19 protein-coding genes are annotated in these 22713 nt (G+C 48.2%); all 19 read left to right on the forward strand.

The window, feature by feature from the left end; genetic code table 11:
- Positions 1-39: 39 nt before the first annotated feature.
- The 19 genes from V5T82_RS15030 (at position 40) to V5T82_RS15115 (ending at position 22704) form a co-directional block, all read left to right on the forward strand.
- Positions 40-585: a hypothetical protein gene (locus V5T82_RS15030; RefSeq protein ID WP_332896481.1), complete on the forward strand. Its 546-nt coding sequence runs from the start codon at positions 40-42 to the stop codon at positions 583-585.
- Positions 586-647: 62 nt separating this feature from the next.
- Positions 648-1061 (forward strand): hypothetical protein, encoded by a 414-nt coding sequence (locus V5T82_RS15035; RefSeq protein ID WP_332896482.1) that lies wholly within the window; start codon positions 648-650, stop codon positions 1059-1061.
- Between the two features lie 103 nt (positions 1062-1164).
- A complete protein-coding gene (locus V5T82_RS18280; RefSeq protein WP_442917804.1) occupies positions 1165-1383 on the forward strand; it encodes an integrase core domain-containing protein in 219 nt (72 codons plus the stop codon).
- A gap of 145 nt (positions 1384-1528) precedes the next feature.
- On the forward strand, positions 1529-3511 hold the full coding sequence (locus tag V5T82_RS15040) for an SUMF1/EgtB/PvdO family nonheme iron enzyme (protein WP_332896483.1): 1983 nt from the start codon (positions 1529-1531) through the stop codon (positions 3509-3511).
- A 173-nt stretch (positions 3512-3684) separates the two neighbouring features.
- Positions 3685-4596, forward strand: coding sequence for a hypothetical protein (locus V5T82_RS15045; protein WP_332896484.1), 912 nt, complete (start codon positions 3685-3687; stop codon positions 4594-4596).
- A gap of 161 nt (positions 4597-4757) precedes the next feature.
- Positions 4758-5657, forward strand: a complete 900-nt coding sequence (locus tag V5T82_RS15050) for a hypothetical protein (RefSeq protein WP_332896485.1) — start codon at positions 4758-4760, stop codon at positions 5655-5657.
- 102 nt (positions 5658-5759) lie between these two features.
- A complete protein-coding gene (locus V5T82_RS15055) occupies positions 5760-6353 on the forward strand; it encodes an OmpA family protein (RefSeq protein WP_332896486.1) in 594 nt (197 codons plus the stop codon).
- A 12-nt stretch (positions 6354-6365) separates the two neighbouring features.
- Positions 6366-7700, forward strand: a complete 1335-nt coding sequence (locus V5T82_RS15060) for a caspase family protein (RefSeq protein WP_332896487.1) — start codon at positions 6366-6368, stop codon at positions 7698-7700.
- Between the two features lie 393 nt (positions 7701-8093).
- Complete coding sequence (locus V5T82_RS15065) at positions 8094-8636, forward strand: response regulator transcription factor (RefSeq protein WP_332896488.1); 543 nt, start codon at positions 8094-8096, stop codon at positions 8634-8636.
- 130 nt (positions 8637-8766) lie between these two features.
- Positions 8767-9576, forward strand: a complete 810-nt coding sequence (locus V5T82_RS15070) for a lytic transglycosylase domain-containing protein (protein WP_332896489.1) — start codon at positions 8767-8769, stop codon at positions 9574-9576.
- A 57-nt stretch (positions 9577-9633) separates the two neighbouring features.
- Complete coding sequence (locus tag V5T82_RS15075; protein WP_332896490.1) at positions 9634-12207, forward strand: caspase family protein; 2574 nt, start codon at positions 9634-9636, stop codon at positions 12205-12207.
- Positions 12208-12475: 268 nt separating this feature from the next.
- Positions 12476-13831, forward strand: coding sequence for a hypothetical protein (locus V5T82_RS15080; RefSeq protein WP_332896491.1), 1356 nt, complete (start codon positions 12476-12478; stop codon positions 13829-13831).
- Complete coding sequence (locus V5T82_RS15085) at positions 13822-15033, forward strand: hypothetical protein (protein ID WP_332896492.1); 1212 nt, start codon at positions 13822-13824, stop codon at positions 15031-15033. Before V5T82_RS15080 ends, V5T82_RS15085 begins: the two co-directional genes overlap by 10 nt.
- A gap of 30 nt (positions 15034-15063) precedes the next feature.
- Positions 15064-15765 carry a hypothetical protein gene (locus V5T82_RS15090; protein WP_332896493.1) on the forward strand — a complete coding sequence of 234 codons (702 nt, stop codon included), beginning with the start codon at positions 15064-15066 and terminating at the stop codon, positions 15763-15765.
- 186 nt (positions 15766-15951) lie between these two features.
- Positions 15952-17694: an SUMF1/EgtB/PvdO family nonheme iron enzyme gene (locus V5T82_RS15095; RefSeq protein ID WP_332896494.1), complete on the forward strand. Its 1743-nt coding sequence runs from the start codon at positions 15952-15954 to the stop codon at positions 17692-17694.
- A 155-nt stretch (positions 17695-17849) separates the two neighbouring features.
- Complete coding sequence (locus V5T82_RS15100) at positions 17850-19364, forward strand: hypothetical protein (RefSeq protein ID WP_332896495.1); 1515 nt, start codon at positions 17850-17852, stop codon at positions 19362-19364.
- The gene (locus V5T82_RS15105) at positions 19361-19909 is read left to right on the forward strand and encodes a hypothetical protein (RefSeq protein WP_332896496.1); all 549 of its coding nucleotides are present in this window, start codon (positions 19361-19363) and stop codon (positions 19907-19909) included. Before V5T82_RS15100 ends, V5T82_RS15105 begins: the two co-directional genes overlap by 4 nt.
- A complete protein-coding gene (locus V5T82_RS15110) occupies positions 19906-21126 on the forward strand; it encodes a hypothetical protein (protein WP_332896497.1) in 1221 nt (406 codons plus the stop codon). The genes V5T82_RS15105 and V5T82_RS15110 overlap by 4 nt, the downstream gene beginning before the upstream one ends.
- Before the next feature lie 6 nt (positions 21127-21132).
- A complete protein-coding gene (locus V5T82_RS15115) occupies positions 21133-22704 on the forward strand; it encodes a DUF4384 domain-containing protein (protein WP_332896498.1) in 1572 nt (523 codons plus the stop codon).
- Positions 22705-22713: the final 9 nt, after the last annotated feature.

The raw sequence follows: 22713 nt of genomic DNA on the forward strand, positions 1-22713 counted from the left end.
TTGTTTCTATACTGATTAAGTTTGAATTGCGGGGGCATTATGAGTGGAAAAAGTTTTTTAAAGTTAATTGCTTTGGGTTTAGCCGGGGGTGGTTTGGTTGCATGTCAGACAGTTGCGCCAGTTCAAATCGACTTAGAGCGTGTTGAATTAATGCCTCATAGTGTTGCCAAAAAAATATTAGTAGACGCAAGAAAAGACCCTCTTTGGCGGGAGCGCGTATCTAAGGATCAAAATCGCCCATCAGGCGCTTGCTATTTTTTTGAAGAGGGTGTTATGGGCATCCTCCATGACGAAGGGAAAGGCAATTTTATTAATAATGATAAACGCCCATACTCTGAACTAAGTGCTGTAATTGGACAATTTGAAGAAATAATGATTACTGACCTGAGGTATGGGCAGCAGATGCCATGCCGAGTTTCTGTGTGGAATCCCAAAAACCCTGACAGCAAGCGCCTTGTTGAAGAAATGGTGTCTGCAATGAAATCTCTAGGGGTAAGGATTAATCAAAAATCCACTTACTGCGGATCCTATGTAAAATTTCATAGTACTGGTAATTACTTCATTGTGAATGAATGTAGTGATTAAGTGTGGCTGCTGCTTTGTGACTTACAGAAATTGAGAATTTTGAAGTATCTATGGAGGACGGAATGCGCTTAAAAACTTTCTTAATCTTATCGAGTGTTTTATTGACTTTAACAGCATGTGGCACCCAAAAAATTGATATTAACAGAAGCCAGTTGATGCCTGTTGATGTCGCTAAAGACGTATTGACTCAATACTATGGTTCAGAGTGGGTAAAGTCTCCAACGCTTGAAAGTGATGGTCCAAGATGGTGCGAAAAAGGGAAGAAAAAATCGATATCCTATAGTGATATTAATGATGCCGTCTATGTGTATGGATACGGTTTTTCCATTTCGGATGCGGGAGAGGGATCAATTAAAATGGGCCTAAATTGCATTTATATGCACAAAGTAAATGTTAACGGAAAGCGTTTCCCGGATGTTGCGGCAGCTTTGACATCACTTGGTGCAAATATCCAAAGTGTGTATTGGGCTCGCTAGTAGCAATAGAATTTCATTTAGGGTCCTGATTCTCTTAAATCTTATAGCCGATCAAGGTCGAGGAATGGAGTGCGGCAAGAAAGTTGTTCTCTTTTGCTAATTCGTGGCCCAACCCATCCAGATTTATCCGGGCAGTCCATGGGAAAATGGATTCAACGGAACGCTGCGGCGCGAAGTGCTGAATAGGGAATGGTTCTCAACCATCAAACAGGTCCAAGTGGTCATCAATACGTGGCTAAAACAGTACAATCACATACGCCCACATCAGGCACTCAACATGAGACAGCCAGTACCGGAAATTCTTTTACAAGCTGGTACATAAGATGTGGGCTTTACAAGCTGATGATCTCTGCATGGTTACAGAGATCATCATCCCCTTTCAATTTTAACAGGCTTTTCGGATGATAACACCTCATGTTATGGTTGCGTTCTTCACGTTTTAAAACGTGAAATGCTCAGGGGGGCGTATGCACCGATTTGTTGTTTTATGTGTAACGATTTTGTTGGTTTCGCTAACCGTCACAGCTCTGGCAACGGACTCTCGTGGTCTGTCGATAGAACTCCGTGCCTCGACGGCTGCCAATGCCCCCATTGCCCAAACTGTGCAGCTCTATTCCAAATCCTATGCCTTGGTTATCGGTAACGATGACTACACCAACGGTTGGCCACGTTTGTCCAATGCGGTGAAGGATGCGCGTTTGGTAGCAGAGGCTTTGGAAAAGCGCGGTTTCCTTGTTCAGTTTGAACAGGACTTGGATGCCCAGGCCTTGAAACGGGTGATGGAGGACTTTTTCATCGACCGCGGTGCAGACCCGAACGCACGTCTGTTCGTCTGGTATGCCGGGCATGGACACACGGAACGGGGCAATGGCTATTTGGTGCCTGCTGACGGACCATTGCCTCAGGCCAATACCAAGGGTTTCCGGCGCAAGGCCGTATCCATGCGCGAAATCGGGGCCATGGTGCGTGAAGCCGACGCCAAGCATGTCATGGCGGTGTTTGACAGTTGCTTTGCCGGCACCGTGTTCGAAGCCGCCCGCGCCGCGCCACCGCCCGCCATCACGCGGGTGACGACTGAGCCCGTGCGTCAATTTTTGACATCGGGCGACGCCGGACAAACGGTATCGGACGACGGCAAGTTCCGCCGTCTGTTTATTGAGGCCTTGGAAGGCAAACGCGCTGCCGACGCCAACGGCGACGGTTATTTGACCGCCAGTGAATTGGGCCTGCACCTCACCGACAGCGTGTCCAACTACACCTACAACAAACAAACGCCCCGCTACGGCAAACTGCGGGACCCCGACTATGACCGGGGGGATTTTGTATTTCGTTTCGCATCCGTCTCGCCGTCCGCTCCAAAGGTGGCCTTGCCTGCGTCACCAACAGGAGGTGGGTTGAGTTTCGATGATTTGAATCAACAAGCCGACAAGCTAGAAGCCTCCAAACGAGAATGGGGCGCTTGGCAAAAGAAGATGAACAAGGATTACGACAAAGTCGTCGCCTATCTTGGTCGTGATGTGACGTTTGATTTAAAAAAGGCTGCGTTGGAACGGTTCGTGAAGGGGTATGAGACGGATAACCCTTACAGCGACAGCGACGAATCCCTGCGCCAAAATGCCAAGCGCCAACTGGCGGCCCTAGTTCCACCGAAGCGTCCCAAACCGACCTCTCCGGTTCGCAAAACCGGGGGCGGTAACAACGCTGGCGAGGTTTTTCAGGACTGCCCAGACTGTCCTGAAATGGTGATTGTTCCTGCTGGCAGTTTCCGTATGGGTGATTTGAATGGTGATGGCGAAAGCAATGAAAGTCCCGTGCACACGGTAAACATTGGTTACAGTTTTGCGGTTGGGAAGTACGAAGTGACGTTTGGCGAGTGGGACGCTTGTGTGAGGGACGGCGGTTGTGAAGGTGGCGGAGACGCAAAGAACAAGCGCCCCGCGCATGATGAAGGCTGGGGCCGAGGTTCCCGTCCGGTAACTAATGTGAGTTGGAACGATGCGCAGAAGTATGTGAAGTGGTTAAGCCGGAAGACAGGCAAGCGTTACCGTCTTCTCTCTGAATCGGAATGGGAATATGTTGCTCGAGCTGGAACGCATACCAAATATCATTGGGGCAACGTCATTGGTAAAAACAATGCTAATTGTGACGGTTGCGGCAGCCGCTGGGACAATGCCAGAACAGCTCCTGTTGGTAGTTTTCAACCTAATGCGTTTGGCCTACACGACACTTTGGGAAATGTCTGGGAATGGATTCAGGACTGCTACGTTGACAATTATAGAAGTGTACCAACTGATGGTAGAGCTATGGAGAAAAAAGGATCGTGTGATCGTGTTGGTCGTGGGGGTGGGTGGAGTATCTCTCCATCGGAATTTAATTCGGCCTATCGTGGTTGGCTTAACCCTAAAACACGGTTTAGCGGCATAGGCATCCGTCTCGCCAGAGACCTATGAACCTGATCTTATCTGGCTCTGCATTATTCTGGACCATGAGGTCCACGCAAGCCAAATCATCACGCCCTATTGTGATTTAGTCATTAGAGGTTGTCTGAGAGATATCCAAAAACGTGTTTACGTTCTCCATATCCACTGCAGTCAAACACCGAGATATGAAGAGGGAAGTTAGCATGCGTCCCGTACTTGCCGCCTTTTTAATGTTATTCACTGCCGCGTGCGCCAACTCGCACGGAGCCTCTACGTCTTCGGCTTCGGGAGACGGTTGGGCGAACGGGCCCACGGGCCGTGCCGGGCCGAACATTTTGATTTTGGGTCAAGACGGCGATCCACAATCGGTGGCGCGCAATAATTCCGCGTTTGGCCGGGTGTTGAATGCCGTGTCCAACGAATTGCATGACGAAGGTTTTCGCGTTTACGACGAAACCACTTTGACCATCGATACACATATGCAGCATCGCATGCGGCGTATGGATGCCGAGGTGATTGGCATCGCCCGGTCCATCAAACACACGCCCATTGACGTTGCGGTTTTGTACACCCTCTATGCCCATGGTCAGGACCGGGCCTATGCTCAAAAAATGGACGTGCGTGTGATGGGGCGTTTGATTGCGGTGCGAACCGGTGAACGGATCGGCAATTTCGAAGCTGCCCTGCCCACACCCATCGCCATTTCCCCCGATTGTGACGGTGCCTGTATGGATGAAGCCCTAGGCGATCATGCCCATGAACTGGCTCAAGAGCTAGGTGCAGTGTTGGCCGCGCGCATTCGGGCGCATGTGAGCGGAAGTCCTCGCGTTTCGGCTGAGCAATCGCCGAAAATAGGCTTGCCCACTTCGTATACTCTGACGTTTGAAGGCTTTAGCGCACAAGATATCGACCGAATTGAGCACGATTTGACGCAATTGGAGGGCTATGCTCACCACCGGTTGCTGCGTTCGGGCTATCAACTCGTGGTGTATTGGTACGAAACGGCGGGCAAAGAGGCCTATCTGACCCGTGCCCTACAGCAGGTGGTTGAGGACACTGACAATTCTGCTAGGTTGACTTTCAACGGTTCTGCCTTTCATATTGTCAATTATTGAGGTTCGGGAAGGTGTTACGGGGCAGAATCCAGGGGATTTGTCACAGATACAAATACAATTATTGGCTGCCTGAAGGGGATGTCGGAAAAAAGCCAGCTTGTCTCCTCCATTCCCATATTGAATGATGACACAACAGCTTTGCTGAGAAGAGGAACAATACCATGCAATCGATTAAAGCAATTATGACGGCAGGCGCCATCGCCATGGGGATTTCGTCGTTTGCGGCCATTCCGGCAGCTTTTGCCGGTGAACAGCCCAACGTTATGATCATGGGCGAAGACGCCGACAAAGATACCGTGCCGCGCAATTCGCGGGTGTTCAAACGCGTTGTTGATGCCTTGGCGAACGAGCTGCACAACGAAGGTTTCGATGTCTATGACGAAGTCTCGTTGACCATGGACGATTTCGCCCAAGGCCGCACCCGGCGCACGGATGTGGAAATCATCGATATTGCGCGCTCGGTGAAAACCGCGCCCATCGATGTCGCAACCATTTTTGCGATTTATCCGAAAATTAAGAAAACGGCTTACACCACCAAAGTGGAAGCGCGCATCACGGGACGTTTGCTGAACGTTAAATCCGGCCAGCGCCTGGGCAACTTCGAGGTCATGTCTGCCATGCCGGACAATGCCCCTGTGGAATGTGATCGCGAATGCATCTTGGAAGTCTTCGGGGACAACGCCAAAATTCTGGCTCAAGATTTGGGTGTCGTTCTGGCGACCAAGCTGGATGCGCAGTCCCCGGTTTCGGGTGGAGCTGCGATGGGGACCGGTGAAGGCGGCATGTCGATGGCCTATAGCCTGACGTTCTCTGGTTTTTCACCGGATGAAATCACATCCATTGAAGAATACATTGTGGCGTTCAGCGGCTATCACCACCATCGCCCTTTGTCGAGCTCCATGCGCACCAATGAATACTGGTATGAAACCAACAGCGAAAGTGCGCGTTTGAACCGCAACCTGCGCCGTATGATGGATCATTTAGGTGTACAAGGTCGTGTGGTGTTCGCCGGCAATAAATTTAGCGTCGAAAAAATCGCCACGGTCCGCAAACAACGCTAACGGTTTTGCCGATAGGCGAGAACCGAGACAAAGAATGCCGGGATCGTGATGGGCTTCGCCAATCTGACCCCGGCATTTTTTTGAAATTCAAGAGAGAGTGTTATGCGTAATTTTTACACTGGAATAACAGCAGCCTTGGTGTTGGGTGTTTTGGCCTTTGGACAGGCCGTCCCCGTACTTGCGTCGGATGAGATGGAACCGCAAGCACGTGTGAAAAGCTTCAACGACATTGTACGTTCTCTCGCTCCCATCGCCGGTCAAACGGAAGCCAATGGATCTGTTGATTTGGAAATTCCGTTTGCTTTAAACAGCGCAGAGCTTTTGCCCGGTGCCTTGGCGCAGTTGGAGGCGCTGGCCGCAGCACTGGAAACGGGTGAATTGGCGGCGCATCGTTTTCAAATCATTGGTCATACGGACGCCAGTGGGGCTGCTGAATACAATCGTCAACTCTCCGCCAAACGCGCCGATGCGGTTAAGGCCTTCCTCACGGGCGAACATAAAATCGCCGAAGATCGCTTGAGCACAAAAGGCATGGGTGAGGATCAATTGAAAAACGCATTGAGCCCGGAAGCGGCTGACAATCGTCGGGTAGAGGTTATCCTTATCCCCTTAACCGGAGAAGACGTCGATAAAACGCCCCTTCCGTCCGACGGCGTAGAAGTCCGTTCGGATGGGACCGTGAAGGTTCAGTGGTGAGGTTGATAGTTGATGATGCGCATCGGGGTAATCTTACTGGTTGGTTTGTTGGCGTTTCCTATCGCTGTGCAGGCCAGATCGCGCGGCTTGTCCGTTGAGCTTCGCACATCCGAAACAGCAAACGCGCCTCTCGCAAAAACCGTCAAACTGTACCAACGTTCATACGCCTTGGTGATCGGCAACGATGACTACACCAACGGCTGGCCCCGCTTATCCAATGCCGTAAAAGATGCCCAGGATGTGGCGGAGGCTTTGGGTAATATGGGCTTTGACGTCACCCTCAAAACGGATTTGAATAGCCGTCAGTTGGTGACCGTGTTGGAAGATTTCATCTATTCCAAAGGCGCCGATAAAGAGGCCCGATTGTTTTTATGGTATGCGGGCCACGGCCATACTTTAAACGGAGAAGGCTATCTCGTCCCCACCGACGCCCCTCGCCCAAAGGCCGGGGCTAAATTTAAACGCAAAGCTTTATCCATCCGCCGATTTGGCGAGTACATGCGTGATGCCGAATCAAAACACGTGTTCACAATCTTTGATTCATGTTTTGCCGGAACCGTATTCGACAGCGCCCGCGCCATGCCGCCGGAAGCTATCACACGCGCGACGACTTTCCCGGTGCGACAATTTTTAACGTCCGGTGATGCTGACCAGGAAGTTTCCGACAATGGTGACTTTGCAGAACTTTTTATTCGTGCGGTGAAGGGGGATGAGCGCGCAGATGCAAACGGCGATGGGTATGTCACCGCCAGCGAGTTGGGTTTATTTTTGACGGACCGGGTCACCAACCTGACACGGTCCCGCCAAACACCCAAATACGGCAAGTTGTTAGATAAGGATTATGACCGGGGGGATTTCGTCTTTCGGTTAGCTTCGGCTTCACCGTCTGCACCAAAAGTTTCCCTACCGTCGTCGCCAACAGGCGGTGGAGTGAATTTTGATGATTTGGAACAACAGGCAGATAAGCTTGAGGAATCAAAACGCGAGTGGTCAGCCTGGCAGAAAAAGATGAACAAAGATTATGACAAAGTCATTGCCTACCTTGATCGTGACGTACCGTTTGATTTGAAAAAAGCAGCGTTAGAACGGTTTGTAAAGGGGTACGATACTGACAACCCCTATAGTGATCAGGATGACATTATTCGATCAAAACTGAAGCACCAACTCAGCCAGATATACCAAAACAACAAGTTCGTAAATGCTGATAGTACACCCAAAAAAATGGGCGATAAAAGGTGTTACGATGTTGTTGAAGTCGCTGAAATAAACGGTAAAGAGATAAGGCAAGAATCCACATTTTGCCAACAACCAGATGGATCTATGGTTAAGGTGAAGAATATTAAATAGTACGCTCTACACCCTACATACCCATTGATGAATTTTACAATATCATCAATGGAGAGATAGCTATGTCCCATACCGTCCCAAACTGAATATGGAAGAAATTCTCAGTTCCATCCGGCGATTTTTGTTGATGATGAGACACCTTCCTCAACAAATGAAAATGCCTATAACATTGACGGTCAGTTCCTGAGAGCAAAGAACAGGAAATGCCTCTCTGCTGTCATAACATCATTAAATTCAAACATGCTGCAGTTGATGGATTTAGATGGGCAGACCTAACAATAGCTTCCTAAATACATGAAGCCAGATCTTATCTCCAATAATTTTATAGCCGATGCCTAAATTGCATTTGCGTCCTCCATACCCGTTATAGAACAAAGTTATGTGGGGTGAATTATGGGAATGCAGATAAGAGAACTTACAAAGCAATTGCACCGAGCGGAAGTAATTGAGCAATGCTGGAATATATTGGCAAAAGCTTGCACGAGGGAGGGATTATTGTTCGCCAACATGTTCTGGCGCGGCAGGGTATATACACAGTATCCACCGAATTTTCAGACCAGCTTAACTCACCCTCACCAGCACACGGTTTTCACATTTGGGCACGGCACTAAAGATGTTTTGAATGTCACCATTGGTGATGGACGTCAGCGCAATTATTCAGCATTAAATCTCGATTTTGATGTTTGGAACGAAGTTGTTGAGGCCTTGTATCATCGTCTCGTTGAGATTGGTGAAACACAAGATTTAACACCGCGTGAACTGCAATGCTTGCACCTGATTGCTCAAGGCAACACCAGCAAAGACATTTCCGAAATCATCGGCATCTCTTTACCTGGTGTGAATTTTCACGTCCGCAATGCAACCCATAAACTCAATGCAAAAAGCCGAACACATGCTGTGGCACTTGCTATGGCCGCAGGGATTATTGGACTTTAGCGATTTTTCTGTGGGCGGCGTGCTAAAAGTCGTCCCGTTTCCTCCATACCTCAACATAACCGGAACAGTTATTGATCGTTTACGCGATGTATGAATGAAAAGGGCATGGAGCCCAGAAGGAGTGAAGATAATGAAACAGGTTTTGTCCGTTAAAGCTTTTCTTGTCGGAGCCGCTCTTTGTATAGGCATGTCGTTGATGACCTCTGGAGAGGCATTTGCAGCGACACGTTCAGAGATCAAGCAGATGGTGATTGAAGAGGCTAAAGAGAGCCGCGTCCCTCCTGCTTTGGCCTTGGCCGTCGCCAAGATTGAATCCGACTTCCAGGAACGTGCATTGTCGACCGCTGGCGCACGTGGCGTCATGCAGATTATGCCTCAAACAGCACAGGGTGTGTTTGGCGTCCACAAAGACGACCTTTGGGACCCGCGCCTAAACATTCAATTGGGGATCGAGTATCTCGAACAACTTTACGATCAATACGGCGGCCGCTGGGATTTAGCCTTGTCGCATTATAACGGTGGAACGCTCAAAGGCGGCAAAGGCGCACATGCAACACCGCACAGCTATACTCGAAAGTACGTCGCCAGCGTCATGAAATGGCACCAGCGTTATGACGAACAAGCCCAAGTCTGGCAGGTTGCATCTGCATACCCCGCGCAGGATGACTGGGAACTGTCACAAACACAAACACGTATGGAGGAGTTAGAGCAAACCCGCAAGGTTATCGTACGTGAGTTGGCCGACCGTGAATTCGACAACCGCTACAAACCTTGGCGTGCTGCTCAAAATGGTACTCTGCATCGTCCCTGGCGTAAACAGAGTGCCTGGACAGATAATCGCACAGATTTTGACAGATCTGATTTCAACAAACGCTTGAGAGCTGTTCGCGGCACGTTAGACGACTTTACGCCGAAGGAGATTTGGACGGAGGGTAGTTAGTTATATTGGGCTAGACATCTGGACACTTGCCTAGAGCCGATCGAATAAGCAATACTGATGGTTGTTGAATGCCTGATCTATGTGTGTGAAATGATTTATTGTAATCGTTATAAAAAAATACTTCTAGTAGCCTTTATTGCCTTTTCCATTTCAATGAGCTTTGTAATGGGGGGCGTGCAGGCAAATCAGAACGGTGACTCAAATGAGGGAACAGCAAATTCTATATGGGATGGCAATACCTCATTTTACATCTCTGGACACAATATATTTAGATTTAACTATCCCTTCATAGAAAAATGGCATTGGCACAGTGGGCAATGGAGGAGTTCCAGATATGATTTGAGCTCCGTTATCAGCCCGCATTTTGAGGAACCTGAAAAATGCGAGCTTCCAGGCAAGAGTAATGGCTCCCAACTGTATTTACTTTGTCAAACAGACACACAAAAACTTATTTTTTATATTAATGACTATTCGATGGAGGTGCAGGAAAAAGTTAACCTTGATAGGTATTGCGCTGGCTACTATCAGATGTGGTTTAGGGTTGTTAAAAGCCACCCAGTCTTAAAATGCATGTCAGGAAAAGCTTCGGATAAGCTTATTCTTTTTACCAGATATCTCGAACTCATGAACGAGTATAGTGCACCAATATCATGGTTGTTTACACTGGATGAAAACCTCACGAAATTTATATCCGGCTGGTTTTCAAATCAAATCATGTATGAGCATAAAAATGATGCTTTGCTTCAGACTTGGTTGGGGGGGCGTGCCTTCGGTGGTGGCTTGGCAATTTATCTAAACAACGACCTTGTTATTGAAGAAGGGCGTTTTAGGTTTTTTGTGCGCGATATTCATCAACCGATCCGGGTTCCAATCTCACCCATATTTGGAAAAGTGTTGGGAGCTGAATTCTTAGGCAGACATCTCGTTTTTAAGGAGGATGATGTCAGAAATAAATATAGGGTGGTGATGTATGATGTCACGACAAAAGAAGAAAGCGTCGTTTATTCTTCCTATGTCAGGAAGCGCGGTAATCTTTACGTGGACGGTATCTATCATTTTGCGTCTGACAGTTTGATTGTCACTCCTGACCGCCCCGGGTCTGGAAGCGACTTTTCAGTATATAAGCTGGGGCACACAACCCCGCTACTCAAGGTGATTGGCTCAGATGTTTTTGTGGGAGCAAAAGTAGACAAAAACATACGTAAGTTAACTTATTTACAGCTCTTCAATTTATATGAACAACATCAATATTCACAAAAATTAGATATGGAAGAAGTCGAAGAAGTCATAAACAAATTCTTTTCCCCACTACCTGATTGGCGAACGCCTCCCCAGTGTCGCACAAGACCGGAAATTGTAAATTTATCTTTATTGCATTCACTTGTAGGTAGCAGTTTCCCTGACGCATTCCTTTTTCAAGCGTATTCTCGTCCAGTTGATACGTTTGCGACGATTATCACAAATAGACAGTATCTTCGGTTGTTGAATGCTAATGCTGACCGTTTTTCATCACTGGCAGCGCTTATGTTGAAACAACGCGATAAAGTTCTGTCTACGGATAAATGGCAAAACAAATTCAACGGTTTTAATCCCATGGAGACTGGGCTTGAGCAATACCGGGAAGCTGGTTTCCCAATAACTACTGATTCCTGTCTATTAAATTCGAATGCTGTCCAAGGTGGGCTGGAATACTGGATGTATTCCTTCTGGTACCGTCGTTACCTCGATGGAAGCTTTGAACGTGTTTCTTCTATTTTAGAAGCTATATCGACTGCAGACGGGTTGGCAAACACTGTTTTAGCCAATCTCGAAGCCTTATCTTTTAACAATACACCTCCTGCCAACGAAAATTCTGTGTTAACTGGAGCGCTTCCCGCAAATTCAAGCTCTGATAATATTTCCCTCCTCGGCACATTCCATGCCTTAGTCATCGGAAACAACCAATATCATGGTTCTGGATTGGCAAAATTACAAACGGCAGTCAATGATGCGACAGAGGTTGGGCGTGTCTTAAACAGTCGGTATGGCTTTGACGTCACCTACCTGAATAACGCCAGCCGGGCGGATATCATTACGTCTTTGGATAAGTATCGATCAGCTTTAGGTGAGGGTGATAGTCTTCTCATCTATTATGCAGGTCATGGCTGGCTTGATGAGCAGGCAGAGCGCGGATATTGGCTGCCTGTTGATGCCAGCGCAGACAACCGGGTCAACTGGCTATCAAATGCAGACATAACAGATACACTCAAGGCTCTGAAAGCTAAGCGGGTGATGGTTGTAGCTGATAGTTGTTATTCAGGAACATTAACGAGAAGTGCAACACGCGGCATATCTGTTGTGCAAAAAGATGCTACTTTTTACGATGACCTAGCCAGAAAAACCGCACGGACAGTTCTCAGTTCCGGTGGGCTTGAACCCGTTGACGATAGCCGTGGAGGGAAACACTCCGTGTTTGCCAAGGCCTTTATTAATGCCTTGAATGACAACACAGCAACAATGGACGGCACGCAGCTCTTCGCCAATGTCCGAGAACAAGTCCGCCTCAACGCACGCCAAACCCCCCAATATCAAAACATCCGCTTTGCTGGGCACGAAGTCGGCGGCGACTTCTTGTTTGTAAAGAAACAATGACCCGTTCATAGCAATGCGTGATGACTGTGAAGAGACGCAATAATTTCTGCATGCTGTTGGGTCAGAATCTTCTACCTGAAAGTTGGCTATGCCAGAGCTTGTTGCGTGTTGCGGTTAATAACTGAAATCAGTCTACTTATAATAGTTACAACCTATTATTTATAATAGCTACACAAGCGATATTCATGCTGGTATAGTCCCGTCTAGTGGGGCGGCCTGATATTTTTGCATTACCTTCTATTCCATTTGCAGGCCCGTAGGTATACGCATGAATGCATTACGGAAGATATCTTTAGCTATTGCGTCTTGTGCGCTGGGTTTGTTTCTGATTGCCACAGACACAAATGCATTCGACCTTCCATTTTCTCTGAAAAACAAAAAACAGTCTGTTGCGGCCATGACGATTGAAGATCGCCTTCGGGAAGGGCGGGTGAAGTTCTTAGGTGTGTTTTCATCTTTGGGAAATAGCGACGCGGCCCAACATCTCGGCCGGGATCTGGTGACTGGTGGCGACAGTGGCGTGTTGGTAAACTCAAATAGAAACAATCAGCTCTTGCGCGAAGCTTGCCCGATCCTTTCTCAAAATGCCGAGTTGGTCAGCCTGCTTAGAATTGAGCCTCAAAACTGCTTAAGGTCGGGCGATGGTGGAGTGTTTGGTTACAAGTACTTCTTAGCTATTTATGTGCCAGACGCCTTTGACGATCTCACTTCTTATGAGCTTTTCGGGGCGAAAGCGCACCGCAAGGAAGTCTTTGTACCTGTGTATATAGATCTGATGCAGGTCAATGATGAGAAAATGCTCGAATCTGTTTACACGCGCTTGTTCATTGGCTCAGATTATAAAGTTCAAGATTTTCAGATTTCTCCAAACCAAACGAAAGAACTTTACTTAAAGGCTTTTCGCGGTGCCATCGAAGATCATGTGACAACTTTGCTCAGCCATAAAACGGCCCCGCTACCAGAATTAGATTCAGAAATGGGATTTGCAAAAACAATGCAAATTCATCAAGTCGGTCTCGTTGACAGCGTCAAATTGAGTTTGTCCACTTACGGGAAAAAGTACGATGAGTATTTTCTGCAGTTTCTGGCTTTCGATTTGTATAGCAACCTCTTGTCTGACCTCATTAAGCAAGGTGAGACAGGAATAAAGATAATGCCCCCCAAGTTGAATGGGCAGGTGGCAGATATCAAAATGGATATTGCCAAACTGATTTCCAATATGCTGGACGATGACGAAATTTCCGCCGCATATTTAGATGTTCCAATGATGGCGGATAGAATTGTTATCAAAGGCATGTTTTTGAAGCTGCAAAATCAAGTCGTTGCGGAATCAAAAGTCGATCAAGCCCGAAAGGTCAGATCCGTTTTGGGTGCCGCAGCATACCTTGTGTCAGATGGTGAAGATATAATCCTGCCATGCGATGGATCTCCGAAAAAAAGTAAGATTGCTTTGGCCGCAGGTAATTCCGTTTACAAAAATATTTACAACGTCAAAAAGTCCAAATCGAAACAGATTGTCTTAGCGGAATCCGTTCATAACAGTTTGGGTGGGGTTTCAGAAAGGTTAGTGCCGATCATTCAAAAGATCAGCAGGCAAACAAGTCAGAATTCAAAATGCTTTTGATGTATAGCTTTTCTTCCAAAAATGTAGGTAGCGCGTTTGTCTTGAAGCGGATAGCGCTCTATGCGCGTTTGGTCGTGATCTCCTTGCTGATCCCCATATCTTCTGCTCACGCAGAGGCTATCAGATTATATGGACAAGGAGAGACTGAACCCGCCGCCATTGAGCAAGGCATGCGAATTGTCGTTAAGAAAATTCTCGATAAGCAAGCTGGCGGCTTGTCTGGAGACAGCCGCTTTCTGAAAACATTGGATGGCGAAGTATCACGCATCGGGCTCACGTCTCTATTTTCAGAAAACGTCAAAAAACGCTGTGCCAAAGATGATGATACTACCGTATGTGAAATGGTTTTGGATGTAAGCGTTGAAGCCGTTAAAACAGTCATTGCCGAGGCTATTTCCAAGCATAACGCCAGCAAAACATCTCAAGTTCGCATTGCGGCTTGGAGCAATGGCACCTGCACACTAAATGGCAGCGCCACAAGTCCGAAGCAAAAATGCGCGGATGTCTTCCAACACTTACAAAGCGCCATGGGAACTTATGGGTATAAGTTCAAGATGTACACGCAGACCTCAAAGCCAAATTATTTTCCTGATATTGATTACATCCTGCAATTTCAGGCCATCTCATTCTCTGGCTTTGAGTACGATCCGAAGGCGTTGGAAATGTCTGGAACATTGAGCGTTTCATATACGCTCAGCAACAACCTGAACAATTCAATTCTGAATATGAGGCCTGTTAGCGTACAGGCTGTGCGCCAAGGGCTTAATCCGGATGAGCTCAAAGACCTTGTCTCCTCAGATCTTGCTGAACGGGTGTCCCGGAACTTAATTGGTGAAGTGAACAGTAAAATATCTAGCGCTTTGAAGAACGGCACAGCGCAAACAGTCATCGAAGTTGTGTACACAGAAGACCGTAAGCCGCGTGAGCGCAAGCGTTTCATGAGAGTTCTGCGCCAAAATGTGAACGCTTGGGTATCTGCACTAGCGAAAGAGAACCGTGAACAGATTGAAGATTTCTCTCACGATTATTCCCACGCTGATTTTACATCAAATATTACCAACACCGCCTTTGGCGTACGGTCCCCTTCAAAAATCAACAGTGCGAAATTTGAAGACGATATTTTGAATTCTCTCCCCGAACAATATGACGAAGCGGACATCAACTTCGACGGTGCGGAGAATAAATTTGTGGTGACTTACTAAACCTAATTCTAAATAGAGGAGTGGAAGAATATGAAGATTGCTAAATCAATGACGGCAGCCGTCACGGCTGTGGTGTTGAGTGCTGGAATTGCAGGTTTTCCTGTGAGCGGGCACGCTTTTATGGACTCGATCGCTGGCGCCATCACAGGCGGTGACGAGAAAAAAAGCGGCAAGCCGATCGGTGAGCAGGCTGAAGACGTCCGTGTCCTTTTGGGTCTAGCGACAAACCATTTTATCGATGCAGCTCAAGTTGTAGCCGAGGCAGTGGAAGACAACGAAGAGGTAATGAAAGCTGCTTCGACACTAACTGATTTATGCAAAAACGGAGATGATGCTTGTGTGAAAGGAAATACCGATTTTGAATCTAAAATATCAGGCAAAAAAATTGATTTTTCCAAGTTAAGTAAAGAAAAAGCTCTAAAAGCACTATTAGATGTGTCTTTGGCGGGGGTTTATGATAAACGCGCAATTGATGCAGGTGGCGACCTCATGGATAACGCTTCAGCAACAGATCTAACTGATAGTGCTGTTTCGAGTGCAGTCAGCATGTACAAGGATTTTGCATCCTTACTTCCACAACACATTGAGTTGGGAGCAGGCTGGATTGACGGTCTGACCACATACCTTAAGGACCAGAATATTGACATGTCTGAGGTGTCGACAGAAGTCGCAAAAGCCGAAGATGTGTCTCCTAGCGAGGCAAAAGGCGCAGAAGACGTATTTCCTGGATAATATCATCAAACGCAATATCTATGCTAAGAATGCCCGGGATAAGACATCTCGGGCATTCTTTTCGTATATTTCCAGCTATAGGGGGCGAAAAGTCCCTTCTGTCCTCCATATCCATAAATTGACAGGGTTTTCCCTCCATTCAACTTTTGATAAAGTTTGTGCACGGTGCCGATAGGGGAAAGAGCATTGCGTCTGGTTGTTTTTTTAATCGTTATGTTGGGGACTTTTCCGGCTTGGGCGGAAAAGCGTGTAGCGTTGGTCATTGGCAACAATGCTTATGAAACCTTGCCGCCCTTACAAAATGCGAAAAAAGATGCGCAAGACATGGCGGCCAAGCTGAAGGGCTTGGGTTTTGATGTCATTTTGCAAACAAATGCCTCGAAACGCGATATCGGTCGGGCCTTGGCAGATTTTGAAGGACGTCTGGCCGGGGCGGATGCGGGCTTGGTGTTTTACGCCGGGCATGGCATTCAGGCCGACGGTATCAATTATCTGGTGCCTTCTGATTCTCGTATCGAAGAAGAAGCCGATCTGCGGTTTGAGGGGATCAATTCCCAAGAGTTTCTGCTCACCATGAAAAATGCGGGTGCGCCGGTGAATGTTGTGATCTTGGATGCTTGCCGTGATAACCCTTTGCCTAAGCGTTCCCGATCAGGTGTGCGGGGGTTGGCGGTGCAGGCTGTGCCGACAGGGGTGAAAGGCGTGGCGATGCTGTATTCCGCCGGGCCGGGTGAAACGGCAGCAGACGGTGCCCTTGGCGGCAATGGCGTGTTCACTGGGGAATTGCTCAAATCCATGGATGCCCCCGGCAAAACCATCGAGCAGGTTTTTAAAGACACAGCGCGCCGCGTCAATGTCGCAACACACGGCAAACAAACGCCCTGGATCAATGCCTCGTTAACCGGTGATTTTTATTTCCAACAAGGCAATCATAGGCCAAGTCAGGCAACATTACCTGTAGCCCCGCAAAATTCAGCGGAAGTTGTGTTTTGGCAATCCATCTCCAACAGTCAAAACGCGTCAGACTATGAAGCGTATTTGCAGCAATTCCCCCAAGGAACATTCGCACCGTTGGCGAAAAGCCGTGTGCAGCAGTATCGTGTTGCGGAAATTGTTCCACCGAAGCCTCCCAAACCCACCTCGCAGGCACGCAAAAGCGGTGGTGGTTCGAATGCCGGCGAAGTTTTCCGCGATTGCGCGGAATGCCCTGAAATGGTGATTATTCCACCGGGGAGCTTCCGGATGGGAGATTTGAGCGGCGATGGTCGTGATGATGAGAAGCCGGTGCATACGGTGAAGATAGGTTACAGCTTTGCGGTTAGTCGGTATGAAGTAACTTTAGCCGAGTGGGGCGTTTGCGTCCGAGACGGGGTGTGTGATGGTGATGGGACTTCGGAAAACAGAGGCCCCTCATATGACGAGGGGTGGGGCCGCGGGGATCGCCCAGTGATAAATGCGAACTGGAACGACGTGCAGAAGTATGTGAAGTGGCTAAATGGCAAGACGGGTCATGAGTATCGCTTAATGAGTGAATCTGAATGGGAATATGTAGCTCGCGCGGGCGCGGCAACGAGGTGGAGTTGTGGAGATAGTACAAGCTGTTTGAATGATGTAGCTTGGTACAGAGGTAACTCAGCATCATTTTTATCGTACAAAACCCATCCAGTTGGCGGGAAAACGGCGAATGCTTTTGGCGTTCATGATATGCACGGAAATGCTTCAGAATGGGTCGAGGATTGCTACAGAAATTCGTATAGGGGTGCACCAACAGACGGGAGTGCAATGACGGAAGGAAAATCATGCCATCGTGTCGCTCGTGGTGGTGGTTATATGTATGTTCCCAATGAGATCCGTTCAGCTATTCGTATCAGGAGACATCCTGATACTCGGGAGGGAATTTTGGGATTCCGCCTTGCAAGAGTGCTATAGATTCAAATCCTCTCAGGCCACCTACCTTAATGCATGGAACACCTAGGGTGAAAGTGGCCTGCTTGGTGTAGGTCGGGTGACCAATACAAGTGCCACCAGATATTTGTGGGGCAAAGTCCCCAGGAAGTTCGTACGGTCTAAAGAAAGGTAGCACAATGAATAACCCTATCCACATACTGCGACATGCCGGAGCGGATCAGGAATGTGTCGAACTGTTGCGGGGCATATTGGACTCTGGGCGGTATGCGTATCGGGATTGCGAACGTTTGGCGTCCATCATTGTCGGTGCATCAGGTGGCCCCAATCGTGATTCGCCTTTGTTCGAGTTATGTCACTTGATGAACGGTGTCGATGCCTGTGGCTTTGTTGGCAATGACCGTATGGCCTTTGTCATGGGGGAAGTCCAGGTGACTCCCAATGCCTTACGGCAATCTATGGAAAGCCGGTTGGATTCTACAGGTTGGCGGCGCAGCGAGTTTACCAACGACGATGCAGGGATTGAAATCAACTATCCAGATGGAACCTTTTCCGTTCGTTACGGGCGCATGCCGGTGTTATTGGCCTTGTACGAATTTTTGGGCGGGATGAATGACTTCACGTTCTTTACCCAATTGAACGATACGTTCGACACAATGCTATCCGCCGCCCCGGTCTCACAGAAAACTGTAAAAGCCGCCACAGGGGCTTTAGCCAGAGAATTTCGCAAGTACCGCCGCCAGCACATCAAGCGGGCCGAATACGAAGACAGCATTCAACGCATTTCACCTTTCTTGACCGAGCGTGCCGGTTCTGATGGTTGGCAAATCGATGACCTAGCCATTTTGGACTTCTGGCTCCTCCATAACCAAGTCAAGGCTTTCAAAGGATATGCAACCGTGTTCGAAAAATTCGTCCAGCTTGATCAAATTATGCGCCAAGGCCGACTCAGCACCGATATGGATGGCGCGCGGCCATTGGGCCTCAACCGCGAAGCCGGGGAGGTTGATGTCAGAGCGGACAAGGCTTTAGGGCCTGACGATTACAAGCAATGGTCCTCACCACTGGAAACGTTTGCGGATGAGGAGCTCCAGGACATCAAGTTCTTTAAGGCCAAAACCGAAAGTGGGCCGCTTCAAGGCCTGATGCGCTACGGCCCCCATGCGTCTCAATGGCCATTGTCCTTTATGCGTGTTGAATCTTTTGACCCCATACAGTCCGCCATATCGAATGATTTACGTATGAAGCGTGGGCCGCAATCTGTCCGTCAACGTATCACATGTGACGCAGCGATACCTTATCACGAAAAGGCTCAACAGTTCGATGCAGCGCAATCTCATGTGAAAAAATTGCAACAGGCCGTTTTGTACATTCTCTCCAACAGAGGTGAACAGATCCGAGAGGCCATTGATGGTAACGACATGGAGAGCGAGTCCCTATTGGGTCATGCCCGGAAAGCTTTTGAAAGCTTGAAACGCAAAGGTTTTGATCAATCCGCTTTTGATGAAGAAAACCGCATGGTTTTTGAAGAGGCGGCGGATGCTTTGGTGGCTATATCCAACCAGTTGCATGCGTTCTTAAATAAGATTCAATTCAACAAACATGAGGGGCAGACCGCTTTGAGTAACCAGTTCGAAGAAGACCGGGGTGTCTTTCGGATGCAATTTGAAGAATTGTATGGAGATGTATCATGACCAACTACCCCGTTCCCACAGATGAGCAAATGGCCTTCATCCAAGAACAGTTTGTGCATCTTTCCGCAACACAAGAATTATTGGACGAAGCGAGTGCAGAGGGTGCAAAGCGCACCATTCCAAGCCAACTTTATGCTTACGCGACAGGCGTTATTCTCTATCCGGATGCTGATTTGGAAATGGCGCTTCGTAAAAGCCCTGGAATGCGAGCAACGTATCGCCGCATCCTGGACGGAACATCCCTATATGACTTCGGAACGGCGATGGCCGCGAGTGATGGGGATCTTTTGCCCCGGGCTGGGAAAGGATGTTCTATCCGGTTTGAACGTTCACAAGCCGAAGCAGGCCAATATTACGTCATTATCGAATTGACGGACGATACGGGACATATACCGACTAAGCTTGTCATTTGTGATGATGAGAACAACTGCCAACAATTTGATGTCCCTCAAGCCCGCCGCGGAATTATTCAATTGCGTGTCCATGACGATCATGAGATTTTGGCATTGCTGCGTAATGCCAAAACGGAGGTTCTGTTGCGGTGAATAAAGTAGCGGTCTATATCGGCACGACAAACGGTCCAGTTCGTATTGAGCAAATCACGAATGAGCCAGCCCCCTTGACGGAAGTTTTTAAGGGACGCGACATCACTGCGCTTTCCCCGATCAGTGAAAGCTATGAAAATTTCGTGCGTCCAAGTCGCCCGGTAGAACGCGCATTCGGTCCCTTTACCCATCCGTCATTTCGTATGGACTTGTCCGATGATATCAAAAGCGGTGAAAGCTGGCGGCTTGCCGTTTTTGTTGCACATGGATTAAGTCGTTCCTCCAGGCTCGCTCGTCTTGATGAAAATGCTGATCACGTCATTTGGTTAACAGGTCGGGTAAATGCTGACTTTGAGGTGGATGCTGTCGGGCACATAGAAGAAAAGCTGTGCGCTTCAAAACCTCTATTTGACGAGCTGGAGGAACAGGGCATTCATCCCTCTATTTTCATCCCTCAAGCCGATGGGTATACCGAACCAGTCCCAGCCAAAATAAAATCTGTGAACAACGTCTTTTCTGTCCTTGATGATTTGGACATCCCACACAATCCCATTGGTCCCCAAGAAATTGTCATGCCTGATAGGCAACCCGTGGTCACCGTGGTGCAGGAACCGCGCAGGTTTTCTATGGGGACTGTTGTTCTGTTAGGCGGAATTTTGGCTTTGTCCGGTTTTGGGGTTTGGGCGGGTTTTTCCATCAATTTTCAGAGCTGGGTTCGTGCGTTGCAACTGGGTTCGGAACAGGCACATGATCCTGTCCCCGCCCCTGACACCCAAAATAAAAATGAGCCCATAGAACCTAAGCTTAAGAATGAAGTGACGCCGCAGTTGCCGGTGATTGTCATTTACGAACGTAGAGCACCTGATGGAAGCACATGTGCAGATGTTCAGTTTGGTGGCATAAGCCCACAACTGACGGAAATCGGCAACGACATCAATGGTGCGGCCAACTTAAGCGCGTCCTCGAATTTCTGTGGTCTCAAGGTCGTATATATGAGTGGGGAGCGCTCAGGTCCCCACACTGGTCGACTGGAAGTTCTCTCTGGTCGGTACGTTGGTCAACAAGGTCGCCTTCAGGAAGTGCGTTTTGAGGATACTGGCGAATTAGTACTCGATTTGCCAAGGGCAATGGTTGAACCGTTCCATTATCAGCTCACATTAGAAAGCTTGGCCGGAGCATCAGCCTCGCTGACACATCAAATACATCATGGCAAGTGAGGGGACATGAGAGAAAACGAAACAAGCGTCTTAACTTGGAAAAAAACTCATTTAATTCTGTGTGCCCTGGCTTTGACAGTGTTTTCATTTTCTGCGACCGCCAAGGCCTCGATTGATATTGAGCGTAAGCAGGCAATAGAACGTATAGCCACTGAAATTCTGAAAGGAATAGAGGCTTCCCAGTCCGTAGTTAGTGGTAGTGATATCTTCGATGCTGCTTCGACATACTACTCACGCATCATGGCCCAGGTTCAAAAAAAGAAACCTCGCATCGCTGTCTGGCCATTTAAGAAAGATGAAATCCCAATTTCGAAAGACTTAGCCGATGAACTCAATGCGGCGGTGCTGGCGAAACTCATTCAAAAATCCCGTGGTCGATACGAGTTTGTCGCGCGGGAGTCTCTCCGGAATATCATTTCAGATATGGAAGCAACAGGCGCCCTCAATAGAAGTGGAGCCAACCCTGTGGCGGCCCTTATGGAAAGCGCCCAAGACATCAGCATTTTGGTTTCTGGACGATTATCACTTAAAAGAAAAGACCTAAGTGTTTCCTATAAAGCCATGCGCGTTGACGGAGCAATTGTCGTAGCCGCTACGGATCCAGAAATCATTCATTTGAAGCGTGATGAGCGCAATACGGACCGTGCGACCTTATCATTGAATCAAGCCCTAACGGCTGCCGCCAAGAGCCTGGCGGATGACGCTCACGACATGCAGGAATTGCGTTTAGATGGCATTCGGTTTGAAACCTCAGGGTTACAGCCTGATTTTGGACGCTTTGCTCTGGACAAACTTTCATCAGAACTTCAAAGGGCGTTTGCCAATGTGGTCTCGGAACGTGCTTTAAAAGTACAAAAGGCACGCATCAATTTTAAAGAAATCTCTGGCTCACGCGGCATATCCGTTGATGCCAAAGAACTGCTCACTATCTCCTCTTCAAATGGTGGCGTGTATCTGCTATCCGGCACCTACTGGGATTTGGGGGATGATCTCGAGTTGCGCGTTTCGCTGAGGGGTAATAGTGGACGCATGTATTCTTGGTCTGGGCGTATTCGCATGGATAGCGTTTCAGCTTTGCGCATTCACCCGCAGAGCACATTCGGCGATCTCCGTGAAAACGACAACCTTGGCCCCATCGGCTTTACGTTGACGACCAATAAAGGCGACGACCCAAGTTACAAAATTGGGGAAAAAATGGACTTGGCGATTCGCCTGAGCCGAGATGCATGGGTCTATTGCTTCTACCAACAGGCTGACGGCAACACGATCCAAATCTTTCCCAATCCACACTTTCTCAACATTTATTCAGAACCGAAACTTGAAGGCCGACATGTGCACATCATCCCCGGTGAAACCACCTTCCCATTTGATTTGAAGTTCCAACCACCTCTAGGCGAAGAACTCCTAAAGTGTTTTGCCGTGTCGAAAAATGTAACAAGCCAGTTGCCCAAAGCGTTACGCGGAATGTCACTGTCGCCATTGCCCCAATCTTTGGCGAGAAAGCTCGCGCATACTTTTCGCGCACTGCCCAATGCATCCGTATCTGAGGCCAGTGTGGTGATTACGGTGGTCGAGTGAACCTGACTG

This window comes from Magnetovibrio sp. PR-2 (assembly GCF_036689815.1).
In the GTDB taxonomy this organism is placed as follows: domain Bacteria; phylum Pseudomonadota; class Alphaproteobacteria; order Rhodospirillales; family Magnetovibrionaceae; genus Magnetovibrio.

Bases quoted from the DNA above. Each gene is read 5' to 3' on its own strand.
- V5T82_RS15040 (WP_332896483.1), top strand. From the start codon at position 1,529: ATGCACCGATTTGTTGTTTTATGTGTAACGATTTTGTTGGTTTCGCTA.
- V5T82_RS15090 (WP_332896493.1), top strand. From the start codon at position 15,064: ATGAAGATTGCTAAATCAATGACGGCAGCCGTCACGGCTGTGGTGTTG.
- V5T82_RS15070 (WP_332896489.1), top strand. From the start codon at position 8,767: ATGAAACAGGTTTTGTCCGTTAAAGCTTTTCTTGTCGGAGCCGCTCTT.
- V5T82_RS15060 (WP_332896487.1), top strand. From the start codon at position 6,366: ATGATGCGCATCGGGGTAATCTTACTGGTTGGTTTGTTGGCGTTTCCT.
- V5T82_RS15115 (WP_332896498.1), top strand. From the start codon at position 21,133: ATGAGAGAAAACGAAACAAGCGTCTTAACTTGGAAAAAAACTCATTTA.
- V5T82_RS15050 (WP_332896485.1), top strand. From the start codon at position 4,758: ATGCAATCGATTAAAGCAATTATGACGGCAGGCGCCATCGCCATGGGG.
- V5T82_RS15100 (WP_332896495.1), top strand. From the start codon at position 17,850: ATGAATAACCCTATCCACATACTGCGACATGCCGGAGCGGATCAGGAA.
- V5T82_RS15035 (WP_332896482.1), top strand. From the start codon at position 648: ATGCGCTTAAAAACTTTCTTAATCTTATCGAGTGTTTTATTGACTTTA.
- V5T82_RS15105 (WP_332896496.1), top strand. From the start codon at position 19,361: ATGACCAACTACCCCGTTCCCACAGATGAGCAAATGGCCTTCATCCAA.
- V5T82_RS15080 (WP_332896491.1), top strand. From the start codon at position 12,476: ATGAATGCATTACGGAAGATATCTTTAGCTATTGCGTCTTGTGCGCTG.
- V5T82_RS15075 (WP_332896490.1), top strand. From the start codon at position 9,634: ATGGTTGTTGAATGCCTGATCTATGTGTGTGAAATGATTTATTGTAAT.
- V5T82_RS15055 (WP_332896486.1), top strand. From the start codon at position 5,760: ATGCGTAATTTTTACACTGGAATAACAGCAGCCTTGGTGTTGGGTGTT.
- V5T82_RS15085 (WP_332896492.1), top strand. From the start codon at position 13,822: ATGCTTTTGATGTATAGCTTTTCTTCCAAAAATGTAGGTAGCGCGTTT.
- V5T82_RS15030 (WP_332896481.1), top strand. From the start codon at position 40: ATGAGTGGAAAAAGTTTTTTAAAGTTAATTGCTTTGGGTTTAGCCGGG.
- V5T82_RS15065 (WP_332896488.1), top strand. From the start codon at position 8,094: ATGGGAATGCAGATAAGAGAACTTACAAAGCAATTGCACCGAGCGGAA.
- V5T82_RS15045 (WP_332896484.1), top strand. From the start codon at position 3,685: ATGCGTCCCGTACTTGCCGCCTTTTTAATGTTATTCACTGCCGCGTGC.